This window comes from Roseburia sp. AF20-18LB, from assembly GCF_003461185.1.
Classification (GTDB): domain Bacteria; phylum Bacillota; class Clostridia; order Lachnospirales; family Lachnospiraceae; genus Roseburia_C; species Roseburia_C amylophila.
In genome coordinates this window covers 33,822-55,737 of the sequence record NZ_QTWP01000009.1, presented here as the reverse complement: position 1 = coordinate 55,737, position 21,916 = coordinate 33,822, and the positions used below count along the sequence as shown (strand labels likewise).

The following is a 21,916-nucleotide window of genomic DNA, read 5'->3' as shown; positions in this document are numbered from 1 at the left end:
TAAAATAATACGCATAAAAATACAACCGGCGTTTCTAAGCTGTCGGCATTTTTCGTCTCGGCAGGCAGACCTTAAATGTTGTCCGGCCGTTTTCACTCATTACACGGATGGTTCCTCCATGCAGATCCACCAGTTCTTTTGCGATGGCAAGTCCCAGACCCGCTCCTCCGCTGTTGGTCTGTCTCGCTTCATCCCGCCGATAGAATTTGTCAAAAATACGCTGCTGTTCTTCCGGTGATATGGTCTGCCCCTGATTACTGAACAGGATAACGGTTCCCGGTGGCTCCTCCCATGCGGAAATGACAATGGTACTGTCCGGATTGCTGTAGGCAATGGCATTTTTTAATATGTTATTAAAAATCCGCGCCAGCTTATCTGCATCCCCATATACTTTGCAGTTTTCATCAGCCTGTATTTCCACTTTCTTATGTTCCGGTGCAAGAAGCGGGTACACTTCATCCGACAGCTGCATCAGCATATAATAAAGATCTATCTCTGTCGTTGCCAGTTCAATATCCTGCCGGTTAAAACGGGTGATGTCAAAAAATTCATTCACCAGAACTTCCAGTCTCAGTGCTTTGTCCAGGGTGACATGGATAAATTTATCCTGCTGCTCTTTTGAAATATCCGGCATCTCCTCTAATAATTTCAGATACCCAATCACAGAGGTAAGCGGTGTCCGGATATCGTGGGCAAGATACAATACCAGCTCATCCTTCTTCTTCTCTGCCATCTGAATATCATAAAGCTGCCGGTTTAAAGTTGCATTCACGCTGTTTAACTTTTCTTCCATGGCAGCCATTTCCTTCGACATGCGGATCTGTCTGCCATCATGATGCACCAATGCATTGATTCCGTCATCGATTTCCTGAAAATATTTTGTAAATGAATTTAAAAAGAAATAAAACATCAGACAGAATACCAGTGCAATTGCCCCAAAGAAAATCAGTTCGAAGTGATTTCCGATATTATGCCAATAGAAATCTCTCGCATCTTCATAAGTCATGCTGGTAAAATCATAAAGAAACCTTACAATTCCATCCGCAAATCTGCCCTGCAGCACATACTGATAGAGAAACCAGATGCCAAAGAAAGCTCCTGCCATCAGTAATACAATCCGGGAAAATATTTTTCGTCTTACCGGTGCAAAATCCAGTTTTTTCTTATTATTGTCATCTTTCAATCTTATATCCCACTCCCCATACTGTCTTAATGTATTTTGGACGTTCACCGGTATCCTTAAGTTTCTCCCGCAGATGCCGGATGTGAACGGTTATGGTATTGTTGCTTTTGCTATAATATTCGTCTTTCCAGATAATATGAAACAGCTCTTCCGCACTGAGTACCCTGCCTTTTGCTTCACACAACGCCTGCAAAATCGTAAATTCTGTCGGTGTAAGTGAAATCTCATCTCCATCCAGATAGCATTCATGTGCACATTTCTTTAACAAAATTCCACGGCATATAATAGTATCATCCGATTCCGTTCCTGCATGATTTGATGCATACGTTCCATCTGCCGCATCATATGAACCATTTGCAGATGTATTTTCTATTATATTACCGTCAAAAGACATATTCTCTGCCGGCTGGTCCGTCCTTGCTCCATAGCGCTCATAACGGCGTAACTGTGCCTTCACTCTTGCAACCAGTTCCAGCGGAAGAAACGGTTTTGTCACATAATCATCTGCTCCTATGGTAAGTCCGGTTACTTTATCCACTTCGGAATCTTTTGCAGTTAACATAATAACCGGATAATTCTCTTTTTTTCGAATCCGGCGGCACAGCTCCAGTCCACTAATCCCCGGCAGCATAATATCCAAAATTGCAAGGTCAATTTTCTCATGCTCTATTGCATCTATTGCTGTATCTCCATCGTAACACTTGATTACGTCAAACTTCTCACTTACCAGATATATTTCTACTAAGTCTGCAATCTCCTTCTCATCATCCACCACAAGAATACGGTTTTTCATAAAAATCCCTCCTGCCTGTCTGCTATTCCAAACACATTATAGCATACAGACAAAGGAGGGATTCCTTATTATTTATTAAGATTTACTGAACTTTGCCAACATGGCGGTGAGGATGAATCCGCCATAAACCCGGTGCAAAAATCACTAACATCGGGTATAATTCCAATCGACCAACCAGCATGTCAAACATCAATACCAGCTTGGATAAAACACTGAACCCACCAAAGTTACCGGTCGGTCCTACCCTGTTAAGTCCCGGTCCGACATTATTAAAGGTTGCCATAACTGCTGTAAAGTTCGTTGTCATATCAAAATTATCAAGACTGATTAACAACACTGATACGATAAGAATAACAACATAGCCTGCCAGATAGCATAACACAGTCTTTACCACATTATCCGGTATTCGTCTTCCGTCCATATGTACCTTCTGCACACTTCTCGGATGGGTCACAGACATAATTTCATTACGGACAGATTTTACCATAATAATGAGACGGGAAACCTTAAATCCACCGCCGGTACTTCCGGCACAGGCTCCGACAAACATTAAAAGCACCAGAATCATTCTTGAAAATTCCGGCCAGAGATTAAAATCTGCCGTGGCAAATCCTGTAGTACTGATAACAGATGCCACCTGAAAGATTGCCTGCTGGAATGCTTTTCCAAAAGAAGCAAAGCTGGCTCTGATATTAAATGCAATAAGCAGTGCCGAACCGAATACTATCAAAAGATAGTAACGCATTTCCTCACACATCAGTGCTTCCTTCGGCCGCTTAATCAAAAACATATAATATACAGTAAAATTAATGGAACAGATAATCATAAATACCGTAATGATAATCTGCACCGCTGTACTATAAGATGCTATACTACTGTTCAATAGTCCAAATCCACCGGTTCCCACGGTACCAAAGGTCAATGTCATGGAATCAAAGAGTGGCATTCCTGCTATTAACAGCGCAATAATCTCAATCACCGTAAAGATTACATAGATTCCATAGAGAATCATTGCAGTAGTCTTTACCTTTGGAACCAGTTTTCCAACAGATGGTCCCGGGCTTTCTGCACGCATCAGATGCATACTGGAGCTGTCGGAAAGGGGCATGACTGCCATAATAAATACCAGCACACCCATACCACCAATCCAGTGGGTAAAGCAACGCCAGAAAGCTGTTCCACGGGAAAGTGCCGCTACATCACTTAAGATACTTGAGCCTGTTGTCGTAAAGCCGGAAATTGTCTCAAATAACGCATCAATATAAGATGGAAATTCTCCGGTTAAATACATTGGCAATGCACCAATCAGACTGAGGATTATCCAGCTTAATGCAACTGCTGCAAATCCTTCTTTTGAATAAAATACACTGCTCTTCGGTTTTCTTCTTCTGCCCCAAAACCCAATCAGCATACAGGCAAGTCCGGTAATCAGATATAAAAAGCCTTCCTTTTCCTGATAAATACCTGCTGTTGCTGCCGGAAGCAGAAGAAAGATTCCCTCGAAGCATATAACACTGCTTAATATGTATCGAATCATGGAATAATTCATGACAAGCCTCCTACCTTAATGCATCCCGGATATCATGTAACCCTGTCGTCGTGGTAACAAGAATTACCGTATCTCCCACTTCAATTACACTCTGTCCTTTTGGAATGGTCACTTTTCCTTTATGGGTGATACATCCAATCAGCATCTTAGGTTTCAAGCGAAGATCCTGCAGTGGAATTCCAACCACCGGAGAACCCTCTTTAATTAAAAATTCCAGTGCTTCTACCCGGTTATCATTCAGCTTGTACAATGTCTCAATATTACTTCCCATGGAGTTTTTCATGGCACGTACATACTTGATAATACTCTCGGAAGTAATGAATTTCGGATAAATAATACTTCCTACATCTAACTGGTCAATAATATCATCATAAGAAATACGATGAACTTTAGTAATCAGTTTTGCAGAAGATAAACTCTTTGCAAACAATGCCAGCATGATATTCTCTTCATCAAAATTAGTGGTCGCTACAAAGGCTTCTGTCTCTAACAATCCCTCTTCGATTAAAAGGTCTTTATCTGTTGCATCGCCACAGATAATCATCGCCTTTGGAACCATTTCATTTAATTCTTCACAGCGTTCTTCGTCACGTTCTACAATTTTGACACGGATACCCATTTCCAAAAGCTGCTTTGCAAGATAAACAGAAGTTCTTCCGCCACCGACAATCAGTGCATCTCTCGCAGAAGAAGTAGGCACGCCCAGTTTCTTAAAGAATTCAATAGTTTTAGCCGGTGTCCCTACAATAGAAATCTCATCCCTGGCTTTCAACTCAAAATTACCATCCGGAATATATACTTCATCTCCACGCTCAACCACTGCTATCAGTACGTCACAATGCAGTCTGCTTCCCATATCCTTAAGCTGCATATTACAAAGAGGGTTGTCCTCCTCAATCCGGTAGTTGACTAATTCCACCCGGCTCTTGGCAAATGAATCCACTTTGAGCGCGGAAGGGAATTTCAGCAGTCTCGCCATTTCGCGTGCTGCTGCAAGCTGTGGATTGATAATCATGGACAACCCTAATTCCTCTTTAATAAAACCTATTTCTCTACTGTATACAGGATTGCTGACTCTTGCTATCGTATGGCAGCCTCCTGCTTTTTTTGCGATCAGACAGCATAAAAGATTCAGTTCATCTGAACCTGTCACTGCAATCATAAGGTCTGCATCTGCAATCCCTGCATCTGTCTGTGCATTAAAACTTGCACCATTTCCAATAATTCCCATTACATCACATACATTGGTCACTGCCTCTACAGCCTGCTGTCTGCAATCAATTACTGTAATATCATGTTTTTCTTTACTAAGCTGTTCTGCAAGTGTTGCACCTACATTACCACAGCCCACTATAATTATCTTCATAGCTTCTCCTATGCTTGTTCTCATACATATTTATTGGTCGTTGAAGCAAATACCTATGACGAATTATAGCAGACTTTATAAATAATGCAATCCCGGTTTTACCCAATCCTAATTCTGGGCAAATCTTGCCAGGAACTGCTTTGTTCTCTCTTCTTTCGGATGCTCGATTACTTCCTTCGGGTCACCCTGTTCAATAATATAACCGCCATCCATAAAAATGACACGGTCAGCCACATCTCTGGCAAATGCCATCTCATGGGTTACAATTACCATGGTCATATGCTCACTTGCCAGCTGACGGATTACTTTTAAGATTTCTCCGGTAAGCTCCGGATCTAATGCGGAGGTTGGCTCATCGAAGAATAAAATCTGTGGATGAAGTGCTAACGCTCTTGCAATGGCAACTCTCTGCTGCTGTCCACCAGAAAGCTGGCATGGATAGCAGTCTGCCTTATCGGATAACCCCATTTTTTCAAGAAGCTCCATTGCTTCTTTCTTTACTTCTTCTTTATTCCGCTTCTGCACATGTACCGGTGCATCCATCAGATTCTTTAACACGGAATAATGTGGAAACAGATTAAAGTTCTGAAATACCAGTCCGAAATATCCCTGAATCTTTTTTAATTCTGCGTTTCCCACATACTGGGATTTTCCATCCGCACCGGTTGACACCGCATGCTCACCGAGATAAACCAGTTCTCCTTCATCCATAGTCTCAAGAAGTGTGGCACAACGCAGCAGTGTTGATTTACCGGAACCGGAAGGACCGATAATTGCTACAACCTCACCCTGTTCCACGGAGAGTGAAATATCATGAAGTACATCTACAGCCCCAAAGCTTTTCTTTACATTCTTTATCTCTAACAGCTTCATTCTTTTCCTCTCCTTACTTATAATAACTCAGTTTCTTTTCAATTCGTTCCATGATAAATGCCACTACAAAGTTAAAGATGTAGTAGAAAAGTCCTGCTACAAACAATGGCATGATGCTGCTGACACGGGCTGCAATCTGTTTTGCAATGGTAAACATTTCTGCATAAGCCAGTACAAATGCCATGGAAGTATCTTTTACCAGTGTAATAACTTCATTGGTTACCGGCGGCACTACACGTTTTACCATCTGTGGGAAAATGATTTTGCAAAAGGTCTGTGCCTTGGAATAGCCCAATACCTTGGCTGCTTCATACTGCCCTACCGGGATTCCCTCGATTCCTGCACGGTAAATCTCTGCGAAATATGCCGCATAATTAATGGAGAAACCAATGATTGTTGCATAAAAGCTATACTCTTTGGAGATTCGGATTCCAAATAAGTAATATGGTCCGAAATACACCACCAGAAGCTGAAGCATCAGCGGAGTTCCACGCATAATGGATATGTATAATTTTACAAGCCACTGCACCGGCTTAATCCGTGACTTTCTTCCAAATGCCACCAAAAGTCCTAACGGCAGTGAAAATACCAATGTTAATACAAATATAGAAAGTGATGCCAGCATACCGGAACCCAGCTGCTGTGCTACAGCAATAAATGACATATCTATTCTCCTAAGCAAACCATTTCTGGTAAATTATAATCTGTGTAGTTATTTACGATAGTAGTAAATGTTCCATCTTTTACCATCTCATCCAAGGTCTTCTGAACCTGGTCTCTTAACTCTGTATTACCTTTTTTAAATCCGATTGCATACTGCTCGCTGGATACCTGCTCATCTAACATACGGAAAGCATCTCCTTTGGATGACATCTGGTATTTTGCTACTCCGATATCCAATACCACTGCATCTACAGCACCGGACTCCAAGTTCATAAATGCGGTATTGTAATCAGCTACCTGCTGAAGCTCTGCAAAGGATGCAGTCAGTTCTTTATTTTCGTCAGTTGCATCATCTCCCTGTAATGCTGCAAGTCCTGAAGAATCAGCCTGAACGTCTACTACTTTTCCTGCCAGATCTGATAATTTATTAATATCCGAATCTTTTGCAACAACTACAACGATACTGTTGTCTACATATGGATCAGAGAATGTATAATCATCTTCTCTTCCATTCATGGTAAATCCGTTCCAGATACAGTCAATGGAACCTGACTCTAATTCCATATCTTTTGAATCCCAGTTAATTGGTTTCTTTACCAGTTCCCATCCGTTACGGTCGCATACTTCCTGTGCCAGTTCAAGGTCAAATCCGGTATAATCTCCATCCTCATCCATATAGCCATATGGTGGAAATTCTGCGTCAAATCCTACAACAAACTGGGTACGGTCTGAACCATTGTCGCTCTTTGCATTTTCAGTATTCTGGACAGATGCATTGTCTTTTTTATCTGCATCCTTACTTCCACAGCCAGCCAGTGACACGGTCATTGCAGCTGCCAGTAAAACAGTCAACATTTTCTTCTTCATAATAGAGTTCCTCCTCTTTTTGTAATATCTTTTTATTAAGTTCTTTTTCCATCACTTTAGTATACTACCATGATAAATCAGTAATGTAAATCATTTTCTATATTAATTTCAGGTTGTCAGCCGATAAATTTTAGACTAAAATTGGGCATATACCTGAATAATCCATAGGTGCTTGCGAATGGGGAGAGATTTTAAGGATAAAGAAATTTTGTGGCATTCGATGTACGTTTGATTTTTGGGGATGTGAAATGCCAACTGTTCTTAGTAGTCCATTTTTCTTTATTATAAACTGTCTTTTCACTTGCTTTGACAGAATATCGGCACTGTCCGTCAAAAGCGGATGCCACATAATGTCTGCAAGGGGCACTAGGAATTTCGGCATAATTCTGATTTCATCTGGCAACCGGCACAAATTCACATCCATGTTCAAATGTGCCTCGCTGGTACATCCCTGTACCAGCGTTGCCTGTTGCCAGACGAAATCCCAAGTGCCCCTAACAGCCCTTAAAAGGCATCCGTACTTTGACGGACAGTACCAATATTCTGTTAAACATGGAAAAGACTGTTTTTATCCGAAAAAGAAAAATGGGCTACTTAGAACTGTGGCATTTCATCATCTTAAAATCAAATGTGCAGCGAATGCCTTAAAACTTTTTTATCAGGAAATCCTCTCCCCCTTTCGCAAGCACCTATGCAATCAATGATAAAAGGAGATATTACACCATGAATATACCAAATGACCCAGTCATGTTATTAAGTTACATCAACACGCAGCTTCGGGACTTCTACCCTACCTTAAATGAACTCTGTTCTGCATTAAATCTTTCGAAAGATGAGCTCTGCAGCAAGCTTTCTGCCATCGACTCCGAATATGATGAGGAAGCAAACCAGTTTGTATAAATGTGGTCTGTTGTGGTGATAGGAAAGGCATTTGCCGAGTGGCTGCGTGCAGATATATTTTTTCATCTGTTAGGGGCACTTGGAAAATGTTCTTTCCCGCTCAGCATCAAAAATAACCACATTTATACCAACCGTTCTGATACACATAACGAAAGGAGTATCCCATGTCACTTTACGAAGACCTCTTGCAAAAACAGTTTCTGCCTCACGCCTACGAAGACTGGACAGATTATCGCAATGCCATCAGCAATTATCTGATTGCCTCTACTGCTGCTGACAGCTCCCTTGCCATCTTTGGTGCCGGCGGTTGTAACGACTGGGATTTATCGCTCCTTGCCGGACACTTTTCATCGATTACTTTAATTGATAATAATCTTCCTGCCATGAAGCAGGCTCTTAAACGCTATCAACTGGAATCTTATCCTGCAATTTGCCTTGACGAATGCAATCTTACCGGTTTATACGGCAGTGATTACGAAAAATTCTGTGATACACTCTTTGAGCAGAAAAAGCTCTTTGGTGCATCCATTGATACAGAGCTTCCGGTCAGTACGGCACTGGCATTTCTGCATCAGACTTATGAGAAAGCCAAAAAGCATGTCATACGCTATGGCAGCCATGCTTTTGATTATTCTGTATCTTTTGGTCTTCACAGCCAGCTTAATAATATGGCTGCGTGGATCTGGGATACCATTGCAGAAGCCTGTCACTGGCAGGACGAACGGGTAACGAAATATATTGCCTCCCAGACCGATGAGATTGTAAAACGGGTTAATGATACCATTTTGCTTTCTACCGGGAAAGACGCTTTCTTTGGAAATGAACGGACTTCTTCCCTTAATGATTCTCCCGTAAGCGGCGCCATGGAATGCATTTTAGACATCAAAAAACGTTACCCCGGCTGCCAGGCAGCTCTCGTTCCATGGAATTTTAATCCGGAACTTGGGGTAACGTACGAAATGCTGTTACAACATGTAACACTATAAATCAATTCTATGACTGTGCGAACTGGCTGTTATAAAGGGCTGCATAGAAGCCATTCTTCTGAAGCAGTTCTTCATGATTGCCCTGTTCGATAATATGACCGTCTTTCATAACCAGAATAATGTCTGCCTCTTCAATGGTAGACAGACGATGGGCAACGATAAAACTAGTTCTTCCCTTCATCATCCGGCCAAAAGCTTCCTGAATCTTCATCTCAGTTCGTGTGTCAATCGATGAAGTTGCTTCATCCAAAATCAGCATTGGCGGCAGGCAAAGCATAACTCTGGCAATGCAAAGAAGCTGTTTCTGTCCCTGGGAAAGATTGCCACCGTCCTCTGCAATTACCGTATCATAGCCCTTGGGCAGACGTTTGATAAAATTATGGGCATGGGAAGCTTTTGCTGCCTCCATGATTTCTTCATCGGTAGCATCCGGTTTTCCCATACAGATGTTCTCACGAATGGTTCCCTCCTTTAACCAGGTTTCCTGCAATACCATACCATAGCTGCTGCGCAGGCTGCTTCTTGTCATATCTTTAACCGGCACGCCGCTGACACGGATGATTCCGCTGTTGACATCATAGAACCGCATCAGAAGATTAATCAATGTTGTCTTACCGCATCCGGTCGGTCCGACAATTGCCACACGCTCACCCGGATTGACATGGAGATTAAAATCCTCAATCAGCTTCTGCCCCGGCTCATAAGAGAAGTAAACATGCTCTAAATCCACATCTCCCTTTACTTCCTCTAATACCACTGCATCTTCTGCATCCGGTACCTGTGCCTCTTCATCAATCAGCTCAAATACTCTTGCTGCACAAGCCAGTGCATTCTGTAACTCAGTTACGACACCGGAAATCTCATTAAAAGGCTTCGTATACTGATTTGCATAACTTAAGAAACAGGATAACTGCCCAACACTGATTCCACCATGGATAGCTGAAACTGCGCCAAACACGCCAACACCTGCATAAACTAACGCATTGATAAAACGGGTACTCGGATTGGTAATGCTGGAAAAGAATAAGGCACGAAGGGAATATTTTTCCAGTCTTCCATTAATTTCATCGAAACTTTCCAACGCCTCATCTTCATGGGAAAATGCCTGGACAATTTTCTGGTTTCCAATCATTTCATCGATTAAAGCAGTCTGCTCTCCTCTTGTTTCCGACTGCAGCTTAAACATGGAGAATGTTTTCTTTGCAATGAATCCTGCTACCACAAAAGACAACGGTGTTAAAAATACTACCACTGCCGTAATCTTTACATTGACGCTCAACATAAAGCCTAATGTTCCGACAATTGTTACCACACCGGTAAACAACTGGGTAAAACCCATCAGAAGTCCGTCTGCGAACTGGTCTACATCCGCAATTACGCGGCTGACTATTTCACCGTAGGAATGAGCGTCTAAATATTTCAGTGGAAGAATCTCTATTTTGCGGACAGCATCCTTACGGATATCCCGGACAATATTATAAGTCATCTTATTGTTGCAGACATTCATAATCCACTGGGCAGCTGCCGTAATCAGAATGACTACCACCATTTTCTTAAGGATCGGTGTAATATAAGTAAAATCTACTTTTCCTTTGTCTACGATATAATCAATGGCATCTCCGGTAAGAATCGGAATGTATAAGGTTAAAATTACACTGATCACCGCTAATGCAATGGACAAACCTAAGAATAACCAGTACTTTTTCATATACTTAAGGATTCTTCCAAGGGTTTCCTTCTGTCTTGATTCCTTTTTCATATCAGTGTCCTCCTTCCGTCCTCTTAAACTGCGAATAATAGATTTCCTGATATACGCTGCAATCCTTTAACAATTCTTCATGGGTGCCGGTTCCTGCAACAGTTCCATCATCTAATACGATAATCTTATCGGCATACATAATGGATGCGGCACGCTGTGATACGATAAATACGGTCGGACGGTTTGGCATATTATGAATTGCCTGACGCAGTTTAGCATCGGTAGCATAATCCAGTGCAGATGAGCTGTCGTCCATGATAAGGATTTCCGGCTGTTTTACCAGTGCTCTGGCAATTGTAAGACGCTGCTTTTGTCCACCGGAGAAATTCTTTCCACCCTGTTCTACTTCCGCATCCAGCTTACCTTCTTTCTTATCTACAACTTCTGCTGCCTGTGCAACGGAAAGTGCCTGCTGCATCTCTTCTTCCGTCGCATCCTCTTTGCCCCAGGCAAGATTGCTTCGGACGGTTCCCGCAAACAGCACTGCTTTCTGCGGCACAATACCAATCTTATCTCTTAAATCCGTAATCTTATATTCCCGAACATCCATGCCATCTACCATAACCTGTCCCTCCGTGACATCATAGAAACGAGGAATCAGATTGACCACAGAGGACTTCCCGGAACCGGTTCCACCGATAATACCAATGGTATCTCCTGGCTTTGCTTTAAAATCAATGCCGGTTAAGGTATCTGCTCCGGCACCTTTATAACGCATGGAAACATTGCGGAATTCTACGGTATATCCGGTATCTTCCTTTTTGCTTCCATTTCCATCCACCAGGGAAGTCTCCATCTCAAAAATACTCTGCACGCGGTTTCCACAGGCAATTGCCTTGGTTACCGTAATAATCAGGTTTGCAAGCTTTACTAATTCCACCAGAATCTGGGACATATAGTTTACCAATGCTACTACTTCACCCTGGGAAATCTTTCCGATATTTACCTGAATTGCACCTGTCCAGATAAGAATAACCAGTGCCACGTTGATGATAATATAGGTAAGCGGATTCATCAATGCTGAAATTTTTCCTACGAAGAGCTGTACATCCGTCAGCCTCTCATTACTCTCATCAAAATCTGCAATTTCTTCCTGCTCTTTATTAAAGGCACGGATAACACGGCTTCCGGTCAGATTCTCCCTTGTTACTCCAAGGACTTTATCTAAAGATGCCTGCACCCGGCGGAACAACGGAATTGTAATTATCATAATTCCAAATACCACAACGGATAAAACAGGAATCGTTACCACAAAGATAAGCGCTGCCTTTACGTCAATGGTAAATGCCATAATCATGGCACCAAATACAATAAAAGGAGAACGCAAAAACAGACGGAGTACCATATTGACACCGGACTGTGCCTGATTGATATCACTGGTCATTCTGGTAATCATGGTATCCGTTCCTGCGGTATCCATCTCTGTATAGGACAATTTCTGAATATGGTCAAATAATGCATGACGTACCTTAGTTGCAAAACCTACTGCCGCTTTTGCTGCAAAATACTGTGCAGTAATGGAACAGGTCAGTCCCACTAATGCCAGCAAAATCAAGATTCCACACATTTTCAAGATGAATCCGCCATCTTTATTGCCAATACCGGTATCAATGATTGCTGCCATAACCAAAGGCACAAACAATTCAAAGGATGCCTCTAATAATTTAAATAATGGACTTAAAATGCTCTCTTTTTTGTAATCCTTTAAAAAACGCAATAACTTTCTCACTGTACCTGCTCCTAATTAACGATAATCTAATATTCCCTTTTTCCCATCTTTCTATGGCTGAATCTTATCTTTTTTTAATCCATCCATATAAACTTTGGTTTCAGCCACAACCACACCGCTCAATGCAGTAACTGCAATCAGGTTCGGCAGAGCCATCAGTCCGTTGAAAATATCTGCAATGGTCCATACAGCAGATACTGTCATAAACGGTCCGATAAATACCGCTAAGATGTATAACCAGCGGTATGCTTTTACAACAGCCTTCTTATGTCCGGTCAGATACTCCAGACAGCGCTCACTGTAATAATCCCATCCTAAGATTGTGGTAAATGCAAAGAATACCAGACATACCATCAGGATAAAGGATGCTACCTGATTTGGGAACGGAAGTCCGAGCTGGAATGCCTTGGTTGTAACAGCAACACCTTCCAAGCCCATGTCCCATGCACCGGTAAGTACGATTGCAAGACCTGTCATGGTACAGATAATCAGTGTATCAATTACAGTTCCAAGCATGGAAACCAGTCCCTGTTTTACCGGATAATCGGTCTGGGCTGCTGCAGCCGCGATTGGTGCACTACCAAGTCCTGCTTCATTTGAGAAAATACCACGGGCAATACCTTTCTGCATTGCTACAATAATACTTCCCATTGCACCACCGGCTACCGCCTTAAATCCAAAGGCACTCTTTATAATAGTTGCAAATGCTGCTGGAACCTCTGTAATATGCATCACAATAATAATTAATACAACAACCACATAAGTCAGTGCCATAAATGGTACAATGACCTGTGATACTGTAGAGATTCTCTTAATTCCACCGATGATAACAAGCGCCACACAGATGGTAAGAATAATACCTGCAATAATTACAGTCCAGGAATAAGTTCTTCCAAAGAGGTCAACTGTCCAGGTGGTATCCGGGTCAAAGAAACCCTTTACTGCACTGGTAATACCATTAATCTGTGTAAAGGTTCCGATTCCAAATAAGCCTACACCTACACCAAAGAAGGCAAATAATTTTCCAAGCCATTTCCACTTTGATCCCATTCCATTTTCAATATAATAGAATGGTCCGCCGATGATATGACCATCTTCTGCCACCACACGGTACTTGATTGCCAGTAGACACTCACTATATTTTGTGGCAGTTCCAACCAGTGCTGCTATCCACATCCAGAATAACGCACCCGGACCACCTTCTACCAATGCAGTTGCTACTCCGACAATATTTCCGGTTCCTATGGTTGCTGATAATGCAGTGCAAAGTGCTGCAAAACTGGATACTTCGCCGGATTCGCCACTCTTTTCATTTTCAAACAAATATTTTACTGCTAATGGTAATTTTCTAATCTGAAGTCCCTTCAGGCGGATGGTAAGAAAAATTCCCACCAGAAGGATCAATACAATAAGTGGTACACCCCAGACAAAATTATCAATTTTACCAAGAATGCTGTTAATCTGGTCTAACATTTTTGTTCGCTCCTATTCTCTTTTGATTCCAATTTAAATGGTTAAATACACTTTAGCATAGCATAGTTATCAAGTGCAATCAATAATTCTATCTTTTTTTTCGCATAATTTGTATAAAAATACTCCTTTCGGGTTATATTACGGATGAGGTGATGACAAAATGATTTTAACCGAACAAGAGACTATGCTGTTAAATGATTTAAAACAGCAGGAAGAACTTTGCCGCGACAAATATGCCTTTTACAGCAGCGAAGCAAAAGACCCTGAATTAAAACAATTATTTGAGGTCATTCAGAAAGAAGAAGCAGAACACTATGACACCATCAGCAGTCTGCTTTCCGGTGATACGCCTGATGTTGGTATTGCTGCCCCGAAGAACTATCAGCCAAACGCTGCTTACCATGCATCCAGTGAAAATGCCGACAAGAAGCACGATGCATTATTGTGCAGCGATTCCATTTCCAGTGAAAAGTATGTATCTTCTGCATACAACAACGATTTATTCAGCTTTGCTTCTCCAAAAGTCCGTCAGATTTTAAACCATATCCAGACGGAAGAACAGCAGCATGCAGAAATGATTTACCGCTATAAAACTGTAAATCAAATGGCTTAACCTGCAGATGCATTGCAACTGTCAAAAAGGCATCGGAACAGGAAATTTTTCTGCTCCAATGCCTTTCATGCTTTTTATACTTATTATTTATTTTCGCTGCTCACGGTTCTTACATTTCATCTCATACATTCGCTCATCTGCCCAGTTAATATACTGTTCCATGGATGCCTCGGTATCCGGCTCCTTCTGGTAATAACCAATACTCATAGACAGACGGTACGGCAGCTTCTCATCCCTCTGCCACTGCTTTAACAAGGCTGTTATCTGAGCTTTCTTTTCTTCAGCCTGTTCCCAGCTTAAAGCATCAGAAACCACTAAGAATTCGTCCCCTCCATAACGGATAATCAGTTCCTTTTCACAGAACGCCTCCTGCAATGCCTCTGCTGCAAGGCAGATTGCCTGGTCACCCGCTTCATGACCAAACTCATCATTGATTTTCTTTAACCCATCCATATCAGCAAAGATAAATAACAATCGACGTCTGCTGGTATTTGCCTGTTTTACCATATCTACCACAAAACGGTTGATTCCCATCCGGTTATAAACTCCTGTCAGGCTGTCGCGGACTGCCATATTATCAATGTTACGGGCAGCATTCCGAAGTTCTGATACATTCTTTAACTTTTCCAATGCATTACTGATATTACGAATCCAGACATAATAATTTGGAATATGTTTTGTATCCAATGTACCGGTCAGTATCATATATCCCAGGCAATTATCCCTGAAATGAACCGGCATATAGAGATATTCCCCTGAACCTCTGCCATTCCACATTGCCGGGAACATCTGCTCACTGGTAAAAGAATAAAATTCCGGCATGCCGTCCTCATTATTTAATTTGGTTATGTATATCTTGTTTTCATAATCCCGGGTAATTGTGCGGTTACGTAAAATGCTGTTACCACGGCCGGTCATCTCATAATAAATACTCTTATTCAGGCACAGATATACATCCTCTGTCGTAAACTTTCCAATATTCTGACGGATACAGAAGATTAATTCTTCCAATGATTCGCACTCCATCATCTCATCTTCCATATTGTGTATCTGATAAGTATATTTTTCATTTTCTTTTTTTTCAAGGTATAACGTCTCTATCGCAGATGCCACACGCTTTTTGTCCTCTAAAACACAGCCACAGCTTTCATCCACTGCAACACGTGATGTCAAAATCAGTTTCTGTTTCTTCCCTGTCTCAATTTCCTGCAAAAGCAACTGCATAGCGGTATATCCCAGTGTCTCCTTGGGTCTGTCTACCGTAGTAATTCCCGGAATATAGCGCCGGGTATCATAAGAGCCATCAAATCCTGTTACTGCTATGTCCTGTGGCACCTGATATCCCAACTGTTTCAAACGGTTGCAGGCACCTAATGCCATCTCATCATTGGCACAGCAAAGTGCCCGTGGCATCCTTCCAGCCTCTTCCATGGCATCCACTACCTGTACGCCACTGTCAAAGGAAAAATCCCCATGCCATACCGCATAATCTTCTGCAGAATAGTTCTTTTCTTTCACAAAATCTTCAAATGCCTTCTGGCGGATATTACTCTCTTCATTTGTTGCATTTGCAGCTACAAAATGAATCGGATGATAGCCATGACTGTCAACATGTTCTACCATCTCCCGCATTGCCTTATAATTATCTATTCCAATCAGGCTTAAGCCTTCTACCTTTTCCTCAAAGCTTACTGCAGGAATGCCAGCGTGATGTATTCTTCGAATAATTTCCTCTTTTGTTGGTTTCTCCCAAATTGTATTTGTCGCAAAAATTACGCCATCAAAACGCGAAAGATTAGCCAGCGAATATATTTTATTTTCTCCAAGCACATGCTTATCCGAAATCTCACTCCCTGCCTGACAGGTAAAAATAGAGATTGCATAGTTTGCTTCCTTTGCCTTACGAATAATACCATTAATTAATCTGGTCTGATATTCACTATTCCATCCAGCTAAAAAGACTGCAATATTACCCAGTTCTTCCATTATATTCCCTCCAGCATATTTCTTTTATTTTACCACAAATATTCCGACTTTCCACCTGCTTTTTATGAAACTCTTTAAATTTATTTACCAGACATTTATCCCACATTCTCGTGCCTGCGACGGTCGCTTGCGACATCTACCTTATACGCTGCAGTGCGCATCCTCGCGGAGCATTTTTTACTTTACAGGAAAGCAATTTCCTGTAAAGCAAAAAAAGACCTGCAAAATAACAGGTCTCTTTTTCTACATCTTCTTTATATATTTTCTTTAGGTTTCTTATAACTGTGTTGTTACGAAAATATCGTAAATTGCTTTGATGGCATTTTCAAAATCAGAATTACTTACCCCGATGATAATATTTAACTCAGATGACCCCTGGTCAATCATCTTTACATTGACATTTGCATGTGCCAGTGCTGAGAAGATTCTTCCGGATGTTCCTCTGGTGGAACGCATACCGCGTCCTACAACTGCAATCAGGGCGATGTTAGACTCTAATTCTACGCTGTCCGGCTTTGCAAGGCGGTGAATTGCAGATACAACTGCCTGTTCCTTGCCTTCAAATTCCGGCTGATGTACAAATACGGTCATGGTATCAATACCAGATGGCATATGTTCAAAATTAATACCGTTTTCTTCAAATGCAGAAAGCACTTTACGTCCAAAACCAACTTCTGAATTCATCATATCTTTATCAATATTTACAGATACGAAGCCTTTCTTTCCGGCAATACCGGTAATGGTATATTTGGACTGGTGACAGGTTGTTTCCACAATCCATGTTCCCTCATCTTCCGGTGCATTGGTATTACGGATGTTGATTGGAATACCGGCTTTACGAACCGGGAATACTGCATCTTCATGTAATACGCTTGCTCCCATGTAGGAAAGCTCTCTTAACTCACGGTATGTAATTACTTTAATTGGTTCCGGATTGTCAATAATTCTTGGGTCTGCAATCAGGAAACCGGAAACATCCGTCCAGTTCTCATATGCTGTTGCATGTACTGCTTTTGCAACAATAGAACCAGTAATATCAGAGCCTCCTCTGGAGAAGGTCTTAACACTTCCGTCCGGCATGGAACCGTAAAATCCAGGAACTACAGCACGTTCAACCTTGGAAAGACGTTTGCTCAACACTTTATCTGTCTTGTCTGCATCAAAGTTACCATCTTTATCAAAGAAGATTACTTCTGCCGCATCCACAAATTCATAGCCTAAATAGTTCGACATTACAATTCCATTTAAATATTCGCCTCTGGAAGCTGCATAATCAGAACCTGCCTTGGCTGCAAAGTTCTTCGCAATTACTTCAAACTCATCTTTCAGAGAAAGCTTTAAGTTCAGTCCGTTAATAATGGAATCATAACGTTCTGCAATCTTTTTTAATTCCTTATCGAAATCCTCATCATTTTCCGCCAGAGCATAACATGCATATAACATATCTGTTACCTTGGTATCTTTGGAATTTCGTTTTCCCGGTGCACTTGGTACAACATAGCGGCGTTCCGGGTCTGATGTGATAATCCTGCCTACTTTTGCAAACTGTGTTGCACTTGCAAGTGAACTTCCACCAAATTTAACTACCTTAATCATCGTCATTTGCTCCTTTACTATCTCATAACTCAAGATTGTATCTTATTTTTCCCCATTTGAAAAGAAGTAAATGTAATTTCCATTTAAAAATTTCAATTTAATTTCTATTCAATTTATGCTTCTTCCTGTTTTTTGGTCTTTAACAGTTTGGTAAAGCAGCTTGCTGCTACCATAACACCTAATACCATCAGAAGAACTGCAACAACGAGCTGCAAACCATCTACTAAGAATACTGCAGTTCCATTCATTACATTGCTTACCAGTGCAATGAATTTCTGAACCAGTGCAGTAAAGGTTACTGCCAGCATGCTTACCATTGGTACATACAGTGTCCAGCCAGTACGTCCGGTAGTCTTTAAGAATACAGCCAGTGCAATCAGAACAAGTGCTGCAAGTAACTGGTTTGCAGAACCAAACAGCGGCCATACATTGTTGTATCCGCCCAGTGTTAATAAGTATCCAAAGAATAAGGTTACGATTGTTGCGAAATATTTATTGGTTAATACTCTGCGGACACCACCCATTTTTGCAGGGTCTGTTGTATCCTCATAGAATAATTCCTGAAAGGACATTCTTCCGATACGTGCTACAGAATCCAGTGAAGTAAGTGCTAATGCAGATACACACATGGTCATAAATACAGTTGCCACATCATTTGGTACCCCTAACATCTCAAGGAAGCCTGCAACACCGGATGAGAAGATTGCAAATGGTGTTCCATCTGGTTTTGTACCATTTACAGCTACTGCACCAACAACGACCAATACGATAATTCCAAGTAATGACTCTACTACCATTGCACCATAACCAACCATAGGCATATCTTTTTCATTGCGGATGGTCTTAGATGATGTCTCAGAAGATACCAGACTGTGGAATCCGGAAACAGCACCGCAGGCAATGGTTACAAATAAGGTCGGGAACAGATAGGATTTGCTTCCGTCTGCTCCGGTTAAAACGAATCCGTTAAATGCATTTAACTGCATTGCAGGATGTGCAACTACTACACCAACAACTGCGCCGATAATCATACCAAGAAGCATAAAGGTTGTCATATAATCTCTTGGCTGCATCAAAAGCCACATTGGAAGTACCGATGCTAAGAATAAGTAAATCATGATAATGTAGATCCACATGGTCTTATTGGTATAGATTGGAAGTTTCATACCTACTGCAAACATTACTACGATTAATGCAATTGCAACGATACCTTTTACGATTTCGTTCATCTTTGGTGCTTTCTTTAAGATAATACCAAGGATAACTGCAACACCAATAAATAACATGGAAACGGTTGCTGCTGCACCATTAGCATATACAGCATTACCATCACCTGCCGGATATGCATTGAAGGTTCCGGCAACCATATCTGTAAATGCTGCGATTACCAGAAGGGTAAATAACCAGCAGAATAACATGAAAAGTTTTCTTCCCATCTTACCGATGTACTTTTCAATAATCATACCCATGGATTTTCCCTCATTCTTAACTGATGCGTACAGAGCACCGAAGTCCTGTACTGCTCCGAAGAACAATCCACCAACTACTATCCATAAGAATACAGGTACCCATCCGAACACACTGGCAAGGATTGGTCCCGTTACAGGGCCTGCACCAGCGATAGATGAGAACTGATGTGAGAATACGGTAAATCTGGATGAAGGAACAAAGTCCTCTCCGTCTTCATATTTTACTGCAGGGGTTTCAGCTTTCGGGTCGATTCCCCATTTCTTAGCCAGCCAGCGTCCATAAAGTAAATAACCGGCAGCCAACAATACGATGGCTATTAATACAATAACTAAACCATTCATTTTCAAATTCCTCCTCATATGAATTATTTAATTATTGTTTTTACTCCCTTTTAAATTTAATGTCAAGGTCTAAATTTAATCAATTTTGTGTTACTTTTTTAATCTATCCTTCCTTTAATCGTTGCTCTGTAATGCGTCATAGCCGGTCTCTCCGGTACGGATTTTCTGGGCGGAGCGAATCTCATAGCTGAAGATTTTGCCATCGCCGACTTCTCCGGTAAAGGCTGCCTTCTGAATGGCTTCGATGGTCTTTTGTTCCCATTCTTCGGAAGATACTACGATTTCAAATTTGATTTTCGGAAGCATCTGCACTGCCACTTCCATGCCCCGGACGATTTCCTTATATCCTCTCTGCACACCACAGCCCATAACCTGCGATACCGTAATACCGTTGACTCCGATGGCATTTAATGCTGCTTTTACATCTTCGAATTTTTCTTCCCGCACAATTGCATCTATTTTAATCATCATATCTGATTATCTCCTTTTCTATCCTACTGGTCTAATCCGTTGAAGCTTGGGTAAGCATTTTCTCCATGCTGTGTTACATCCAGTCCAAGCTGTTCTTCTTTTAAGCTCACACGAAGCGGAGTAAAGATTCTTACCACTGCTACACAAAACAGGGTACCAACCACTGCAATTACAATGGTAATTAAAATTCCTTCCAGCTGTGCCAGGAAAAGACGGTAATCTCCAAACACCAGTCCATCCCATTTTGCAGTACTGTTAATGGATTTCTGTGCAAAAATTCCGGTAGCAATTCCACCCCAGATACCGCCGATTCCATGGCATCCAAATGCATCCAGCGCATCATCAATTTTCAGTTTTTTCTTAATAAGTGCAACTCCGAAGTAACAAATCGGGCTGACCAAAGCTCCGATAATAAATGCTGACCAGATTGGAACAAATCCTGCACCCGGTGTAATTGCCACAAGTCCTACTACAAGTCCGGTGGATGCGCCTACCAGGGTTGGCTTTCCTTCTTTTACAACATCAATAAACATCCAGGATAATAAGGCTGCTGCTGCAGAAATTGCAGATGTCATAAATGCATGGGCTGCCAGTCCATCGGCTGCCAGTGCACTTCCTGCATTAAATCCAAACCAGCCAAACCATAAAAGGGATGCTCCCAATACAACAAACGGAATATTATGAATACGATAAGTAACCTGCTCATAGCCACGTCTTCTTCCAAGTATGATTGCCAGAACCAGCGCGCTGATTCCGGAACTGATATGTACCACATCTCCTCCTGCGAAGTCAACAGAGCCAATGGCTGCTAAAAGTCCGCCTTCTCCCCAGACCATATGTGCCAGTGGATAATATACAACAAAGGACCATAGTGTTACAAAGAGAAACAGTGCCTTAAACTTCATTCTTCCTACTAAGGAACCGGTAATCAGTGCCGGTGTAATCATGGCAAACATCATCTGGAATGCACAGAATACAAGATGTGGAATGGTATCTGCATAAGGTCCTGTCTCCCAGCCTACACCATTCAAGGCTATCCAACGGAAATCTCCGATGATACCTCCGTGATTGCCACCAAATGCAAGGGAATAACCAAACAGTGTCCAAAGCACTACCGACAATCCCATGATTGCCACACATGCCATCATCGTGTTACATACATTCTTTCTTCGTACAAGACCTCCATAGAAAAATGCAAGTCCCGGTGTCATAAAAAACACAAGTGCTGTTGCAATCAGCATAAAGGCTGTATCTCCAGTATTCATATCTAATCCTCCTTCTTTTCACTTGAGAAACTC

At 41.6% G+C, this 21,916-nt stretch carries 18 protein-coding genes; 3 read left to right on the top strand and 15 right to left on the bottom strand.

The genetic code is table 11. The features are described from left to right. Positions 1 to 34: 34 nt before the first annotated feature. The 7 genes from DWX65_RS13160 to DWX65_RS13130 all read right to left on the bottom strand — a co-directional run bounded on the left by DWX65_RS13160 (position 35) and on the right by DWX65_RS13130 (position 7,294). Entirely contained in the window at positions 35 to 1,183 is a 1,149-nt protein-coding gene (locus DWX65_RS13160) for a sensor histidine kinase (protein WP_242997874.1), read from the bottom strand. Further along, positions 1,173 to 1,976 carry a response regulator transcription factor gene (locus DWX65_RS15435; protein ID WP_118173587.1) on the bottom strand — a complete coding sequence of 268 codons (804 nt, stop codon included), beginning with the start codon at positions 1,974 to 1,976 and terminating at the stop codon, positions 1,173 to 1,175. Before DWX65_RS15435 ends, DWX65_RS13160 begins: the two co-directional genes overlap by 11 nt. Before the next feature lie 82 nt (positions 1,977 to 2,058). After that, on the bottom strand, positions 2,059 to 3,525 hold the full coding sequence (locus DWX65_RS13150) for a TrkH family potassium uptake protein (RefSeq protein WP_118056404.1): 1,467 nt from the start codon (positions 3,523 to 3,525) through the stop codon (positions 2,059 to 2,061). 10 nt (positions 3,526 to 3,535) lie between these two features. Further along, positions 3,536 to 4,891 (bottom strand): Trk system potassium transporter TrkA, encoded by a 1,356-nt coding sequence (gene trkA / locus DWX65_RS13145; RefSeq protein WP_118173586.1) that lies wholly within the window; start codon positions 4,889 to 4,891, stop codon positions 3,536 to 3,538. 108 nt (positions 4,892 to 4,999) lie between these two features. Then, complete coding sequence (locus DWX65_RS13140; protein ID WP_022243953.1) at positions 5,000 to 5,764, bottom strand: amino acid ABC transporter ATP-binding protein; 765 nt, start codon at positions 5,762 to 5,764, stop codon at positions 5,000 to 5,002. 13 nt (positions 5,765 to 5,777) lie between these two features. Beyond that, positions 5,778 to 6,428 carry an amino acid ABC transporter permease gene (locus tag DWX65_RS13135; protein ID WP_022243952.1) on the bottom strand — a complete coding sequence of 217 codons (651 nt, stop codon included), beginning with the start codon at positions 6,426 to 6,428 and terminating at the stop codon, positions 5,778 to 5,780. Between the two features lie 2 nt (positions 6,429 to 6,430). Continuing rightward, positions 6,431 to 7,294: an amino acid ABC transporter substrate-binding protein gene (locus DWX65_RS13130; protein WP_117697602.1), complete on the bottom strand. Its 864-nt coding sequence runs from the start codon at positions 7,292 to 7,294 to the stop codon at positions 6,431 to 6,433. A gap of 723 nt (positions 7,295 to 8,017) precedes the next feature. Between DWX65_RS13130 and DWX65_RS13120 the strand changes: the two genes are divergently transcribed. Together DWX65_RS13120 and DWX65_RS13115 are read left to right on the top strand one after the other, a co-directional pair. Beyond that, positions 8,018 to 8,194, top strand: coding sequence for a DUF4250 domain-containing protein (locus DWX65_RS13120; RefSeq protein WP_118173585.1), 177 nt, complete (start codon positions 8,018 to 8,020; stop codon positions 8,192 to 8,194). 164 nt (positions 8,195 to 8,358) lie between these two features. Then, the gene (locus tag DWX65_RS13115; RefSeq protein WP_118173584.1) at positions 8,359 to 9,180 is read left to right on the top strand and encodes a hypothetical protein; all 822 of its coding nucleotides are present in this window, start codon (positions 8,359 to 8,361) and stop codon (positions 9,178 to 9,180) included. Positions 9,181 to 9,187: 7 nt separating this feature from the next. Here the strand turns inward: DWX65_RS13115 and DWX65_RS13110 are convergent, their stop codons facing one another. Genes DWX65_RS13110 through DWX65_RS13100 form a run of 3 tightly spaced genes read right to left on the bottom strand, consistent with a single transcriptional unit; the run spans position 9,188 to position 14,141 of the window. Next, positions 9,188 to 10,939, bottom strand: coding sequence for an ABC transporter ATP-binding protein (locus tag DWX65_RS13110; protein ID WP_118173583.1), 1,752 nt, complete (start codon positions 10,937 to 10,939; stop codon positions 9,188 to 9,190). 1 nt (position 10,940) lies between these two features. Next, positions 10,941 to 12,668 (bottom strand): ABC transporter ATP-binding protein, encoded by a 1,728-nt coding sequence (locus DWX65_RS13105; RefSeq protein WP_118173582.1) that lies wholly within the window; start codon positions 12,666 to 12,668, stop codon positions 10,941 to 10,943. A 51-nt stretch (positions 12,669 to 12,719) separates the two neighbouring features. Beyond that, complete coding sequence (locus tag DWX65_RS13100; protein WP_117840613.1) at positions 12,720 to 14,141, bottom strand: alanine/glycine:cation symporter family protein; 1,422 nt, start codon at positions 14,139 to 14,141, stop codon at positions 12,720 to 12,722. Between the two features lie 160 nt (positions 14,142 to 14,301). On the opposite strand from DWX65_RS13100, the gene DWX65_RS13095 reads away from it, so the two are divergent. Next, positions 14,302 to 14,754 (top strand): ferritin-like domain-containing protein, encoded by a 453-nt coding sequence (locus DWX65_RS13095; protein ID WP_117697588.1) that lies wholly within the window; start codon positions 14,302 to 14,304, stop codon positions 14,752 to 14,754. Between the two features lie 87 nt (positions 14,755 to 14,841). Here the strand turns inward: DWX65_RS13095 and DWX65_RS13090 are convergent, their stop codons facing one another. From DWX65_RS13090 to DWX65_RS13070, 5 genes are all read right to left on the bottom strand, one after another. Then, positions 14,842 to 16,740 (bottom strand): diguanylate cyclase, encoded by a 1,899-nt coding sequence (locus DWX65_RS13090; protein WP_118173581.1) that lies wholly within the window; start codon positions 16,738 to 16,740, stop codon positions 14,842 to 14,844. Positions 16,741 to 17,016: 276 nt separating this feature from the next. Beyond that, positions 17,017 to 18,336 carry an aspartate kinase gene (locus DWX65_RS13085; protein ID WP_117697584.1) on the bottom strand — a complete coding sequence of 440 codons (1,320 nt, stop codon included), beginning with the start codon at positions 18,334 to 18,336 and terminating at the stop codon, positions 17,017 to 17,019. Positions 18,337 to 18,449: 113 nt separating this feature from the next. Beyond that, positions 18,450 to 20,147: a carbon starvation CstA family protein gene (locus DWX65_RS13080; RefSeq protein ID WP_117697582.1), complete on the bottom strand. Its 1,698-nt coding sequence runs from the start codon at positions 20,145 to 20,147 to the stop codon at positions 18,450 to 18,452. 114 nt (positions 20,148 to 20,261) lie between these two features. Continuing rightward, positions 20,262 to 20,618, bottom strand: a complete 357-nt coding sequence (locus DWX65_RS13075) for a P-II family nitrogen regulator (protein WP_022243940.1) — start codon at positions 20,616 to 20,618, stop codon at positions 20,262 to 20,264. Between the two features lie 23 nt (positions 20,619 to 20,641). Beyond that, a complete protein-coding gene (locus tag DWX65_RS13070) occupies positions 20,642 to 21,883 on the bottom strand; it encodes an ammonium transporter (RefSeq protein WP_118173580.1) in 1,242 nt (413 codons plus the stop codon). Positions 21,884 to 21,916: the final 33 nt, after the last annotated feature.

Excerpts from the sequence above, each read along its gene's own strand:
- DWX65_RS15435 (WP_118173587.1), bottom strand. The coding sequence starts at position 1,976 with ATGAAAAACCGTATTCTTGTGGTGGATGATGAGAAGGAGATTGCAGAC.
- DWX65_RS13150 (WP_118056404.1), bottom strand. The coding sequence starts at position 3,525 with ATGAATTATTCCATGATTCGATACATATTAAGCAGTGTTATATGCTTC.
- trkA (WP_118173586.1), bottom strand. The coding sequence starts at position 4,891 with ATGAAGATAATTATAGTGGGCTGTGGTAATGTAGGTGCAACACTTGCA.
- DWX65_RS13140 (WP_022243953.1), bottom strand. The coding sequence starts at position 5,764 with ATGAAGCTGTTAGAGATAAAGAATGTAAAGAAAAGCTTTGGGGCTGTA.
- DWX65_RS13135 (WP_022243952.1), bottom strand. The coding sequence starts at position 6,428 with ATGTCATTTATTGCTGTAGCACAGCAGCTGGGTTCCGGTATGCTGGCA.
- DWX65_RS13130 (WP_117697602.1), bottom strand. The coding sequence starts at position 7,294 with ATGAAGAAGAAAATGTTGACTGTTTTACTGGCAGCTGCAATGACCGTG.
- DWX65_RS13120 (WP_118173585.1), top strand. The coding sequence starts at position 8,018 with ATGAATATACCAAATGACCCAGTCATGTTATTAAGTTACATCAACACG.
- DWX65_RS13115 (WP_118173584.1), top strand. The coding sequence starts at position 8,359 with ATGTCACTTTACGAAGACCTCTTGCAAAAACAGTTTCTGCCTCACGCC.
- DWX65_RS13110 (WP_118173583.1), bottom strand. The coding sequence starts at position 10,939 with ATGAAAAAGGAATCAAGACAGAAGGAAACCCTTGGAAGAATCCTTAAG.
- DWX65_RS13100 (WP_117840613.1), bottom strand. The coding sequence starts at position 14,141 with ATGTTAGACCAGATTAACAGCATTCTTGGTAAAATTGATAATTTTGTC.
- DWX65_RS13095 (WP_117697588.1), top strand. The coding sequence starts at position 14,302 with ATGATTTTAACCGAACAAGAGACTATGCTGTTAAATGATTTAAAACAG.
- DWX65_RS13090 (WP_118173581.1), bottom strand. The coding sequence starts at position 16,740 with ATGGAAGAACTGGGTAATATTGCAGTCTTTTTAGCTGGATGGAATAGT.
- DWX65_RS13085 (WP_117697584.1), bottom strand. The coding sequence starts at position 18,336 with ATGATTAAGGTAGTTAAATTTGGTGGAAGTTCACTTGCAAGTGCAACA.
- DWX65_RS13080 (WP_117697582.1), bottom strand. The coding sequence starts at position 20,147 with ATGAATGGTTTAGTTATTGTATTAATAGCCATCGTATTGTTGGCTGCC.
- DWX65_RS13075 (WP_022243940.1), bottom strand. The coding sequence starts at position 20,618 with ATGATGATTAAAATAGATGCAATTGTGCGGGAAGAAAAATTCGAAGAT.
- DWX65_RS13070 (WP_118173580.1), bottom strand. The coding sequence starts at position 21,883 with ATGAATACTGGAGATACAGCCTTTATGCTGATTGCAACAGCACTTGTG.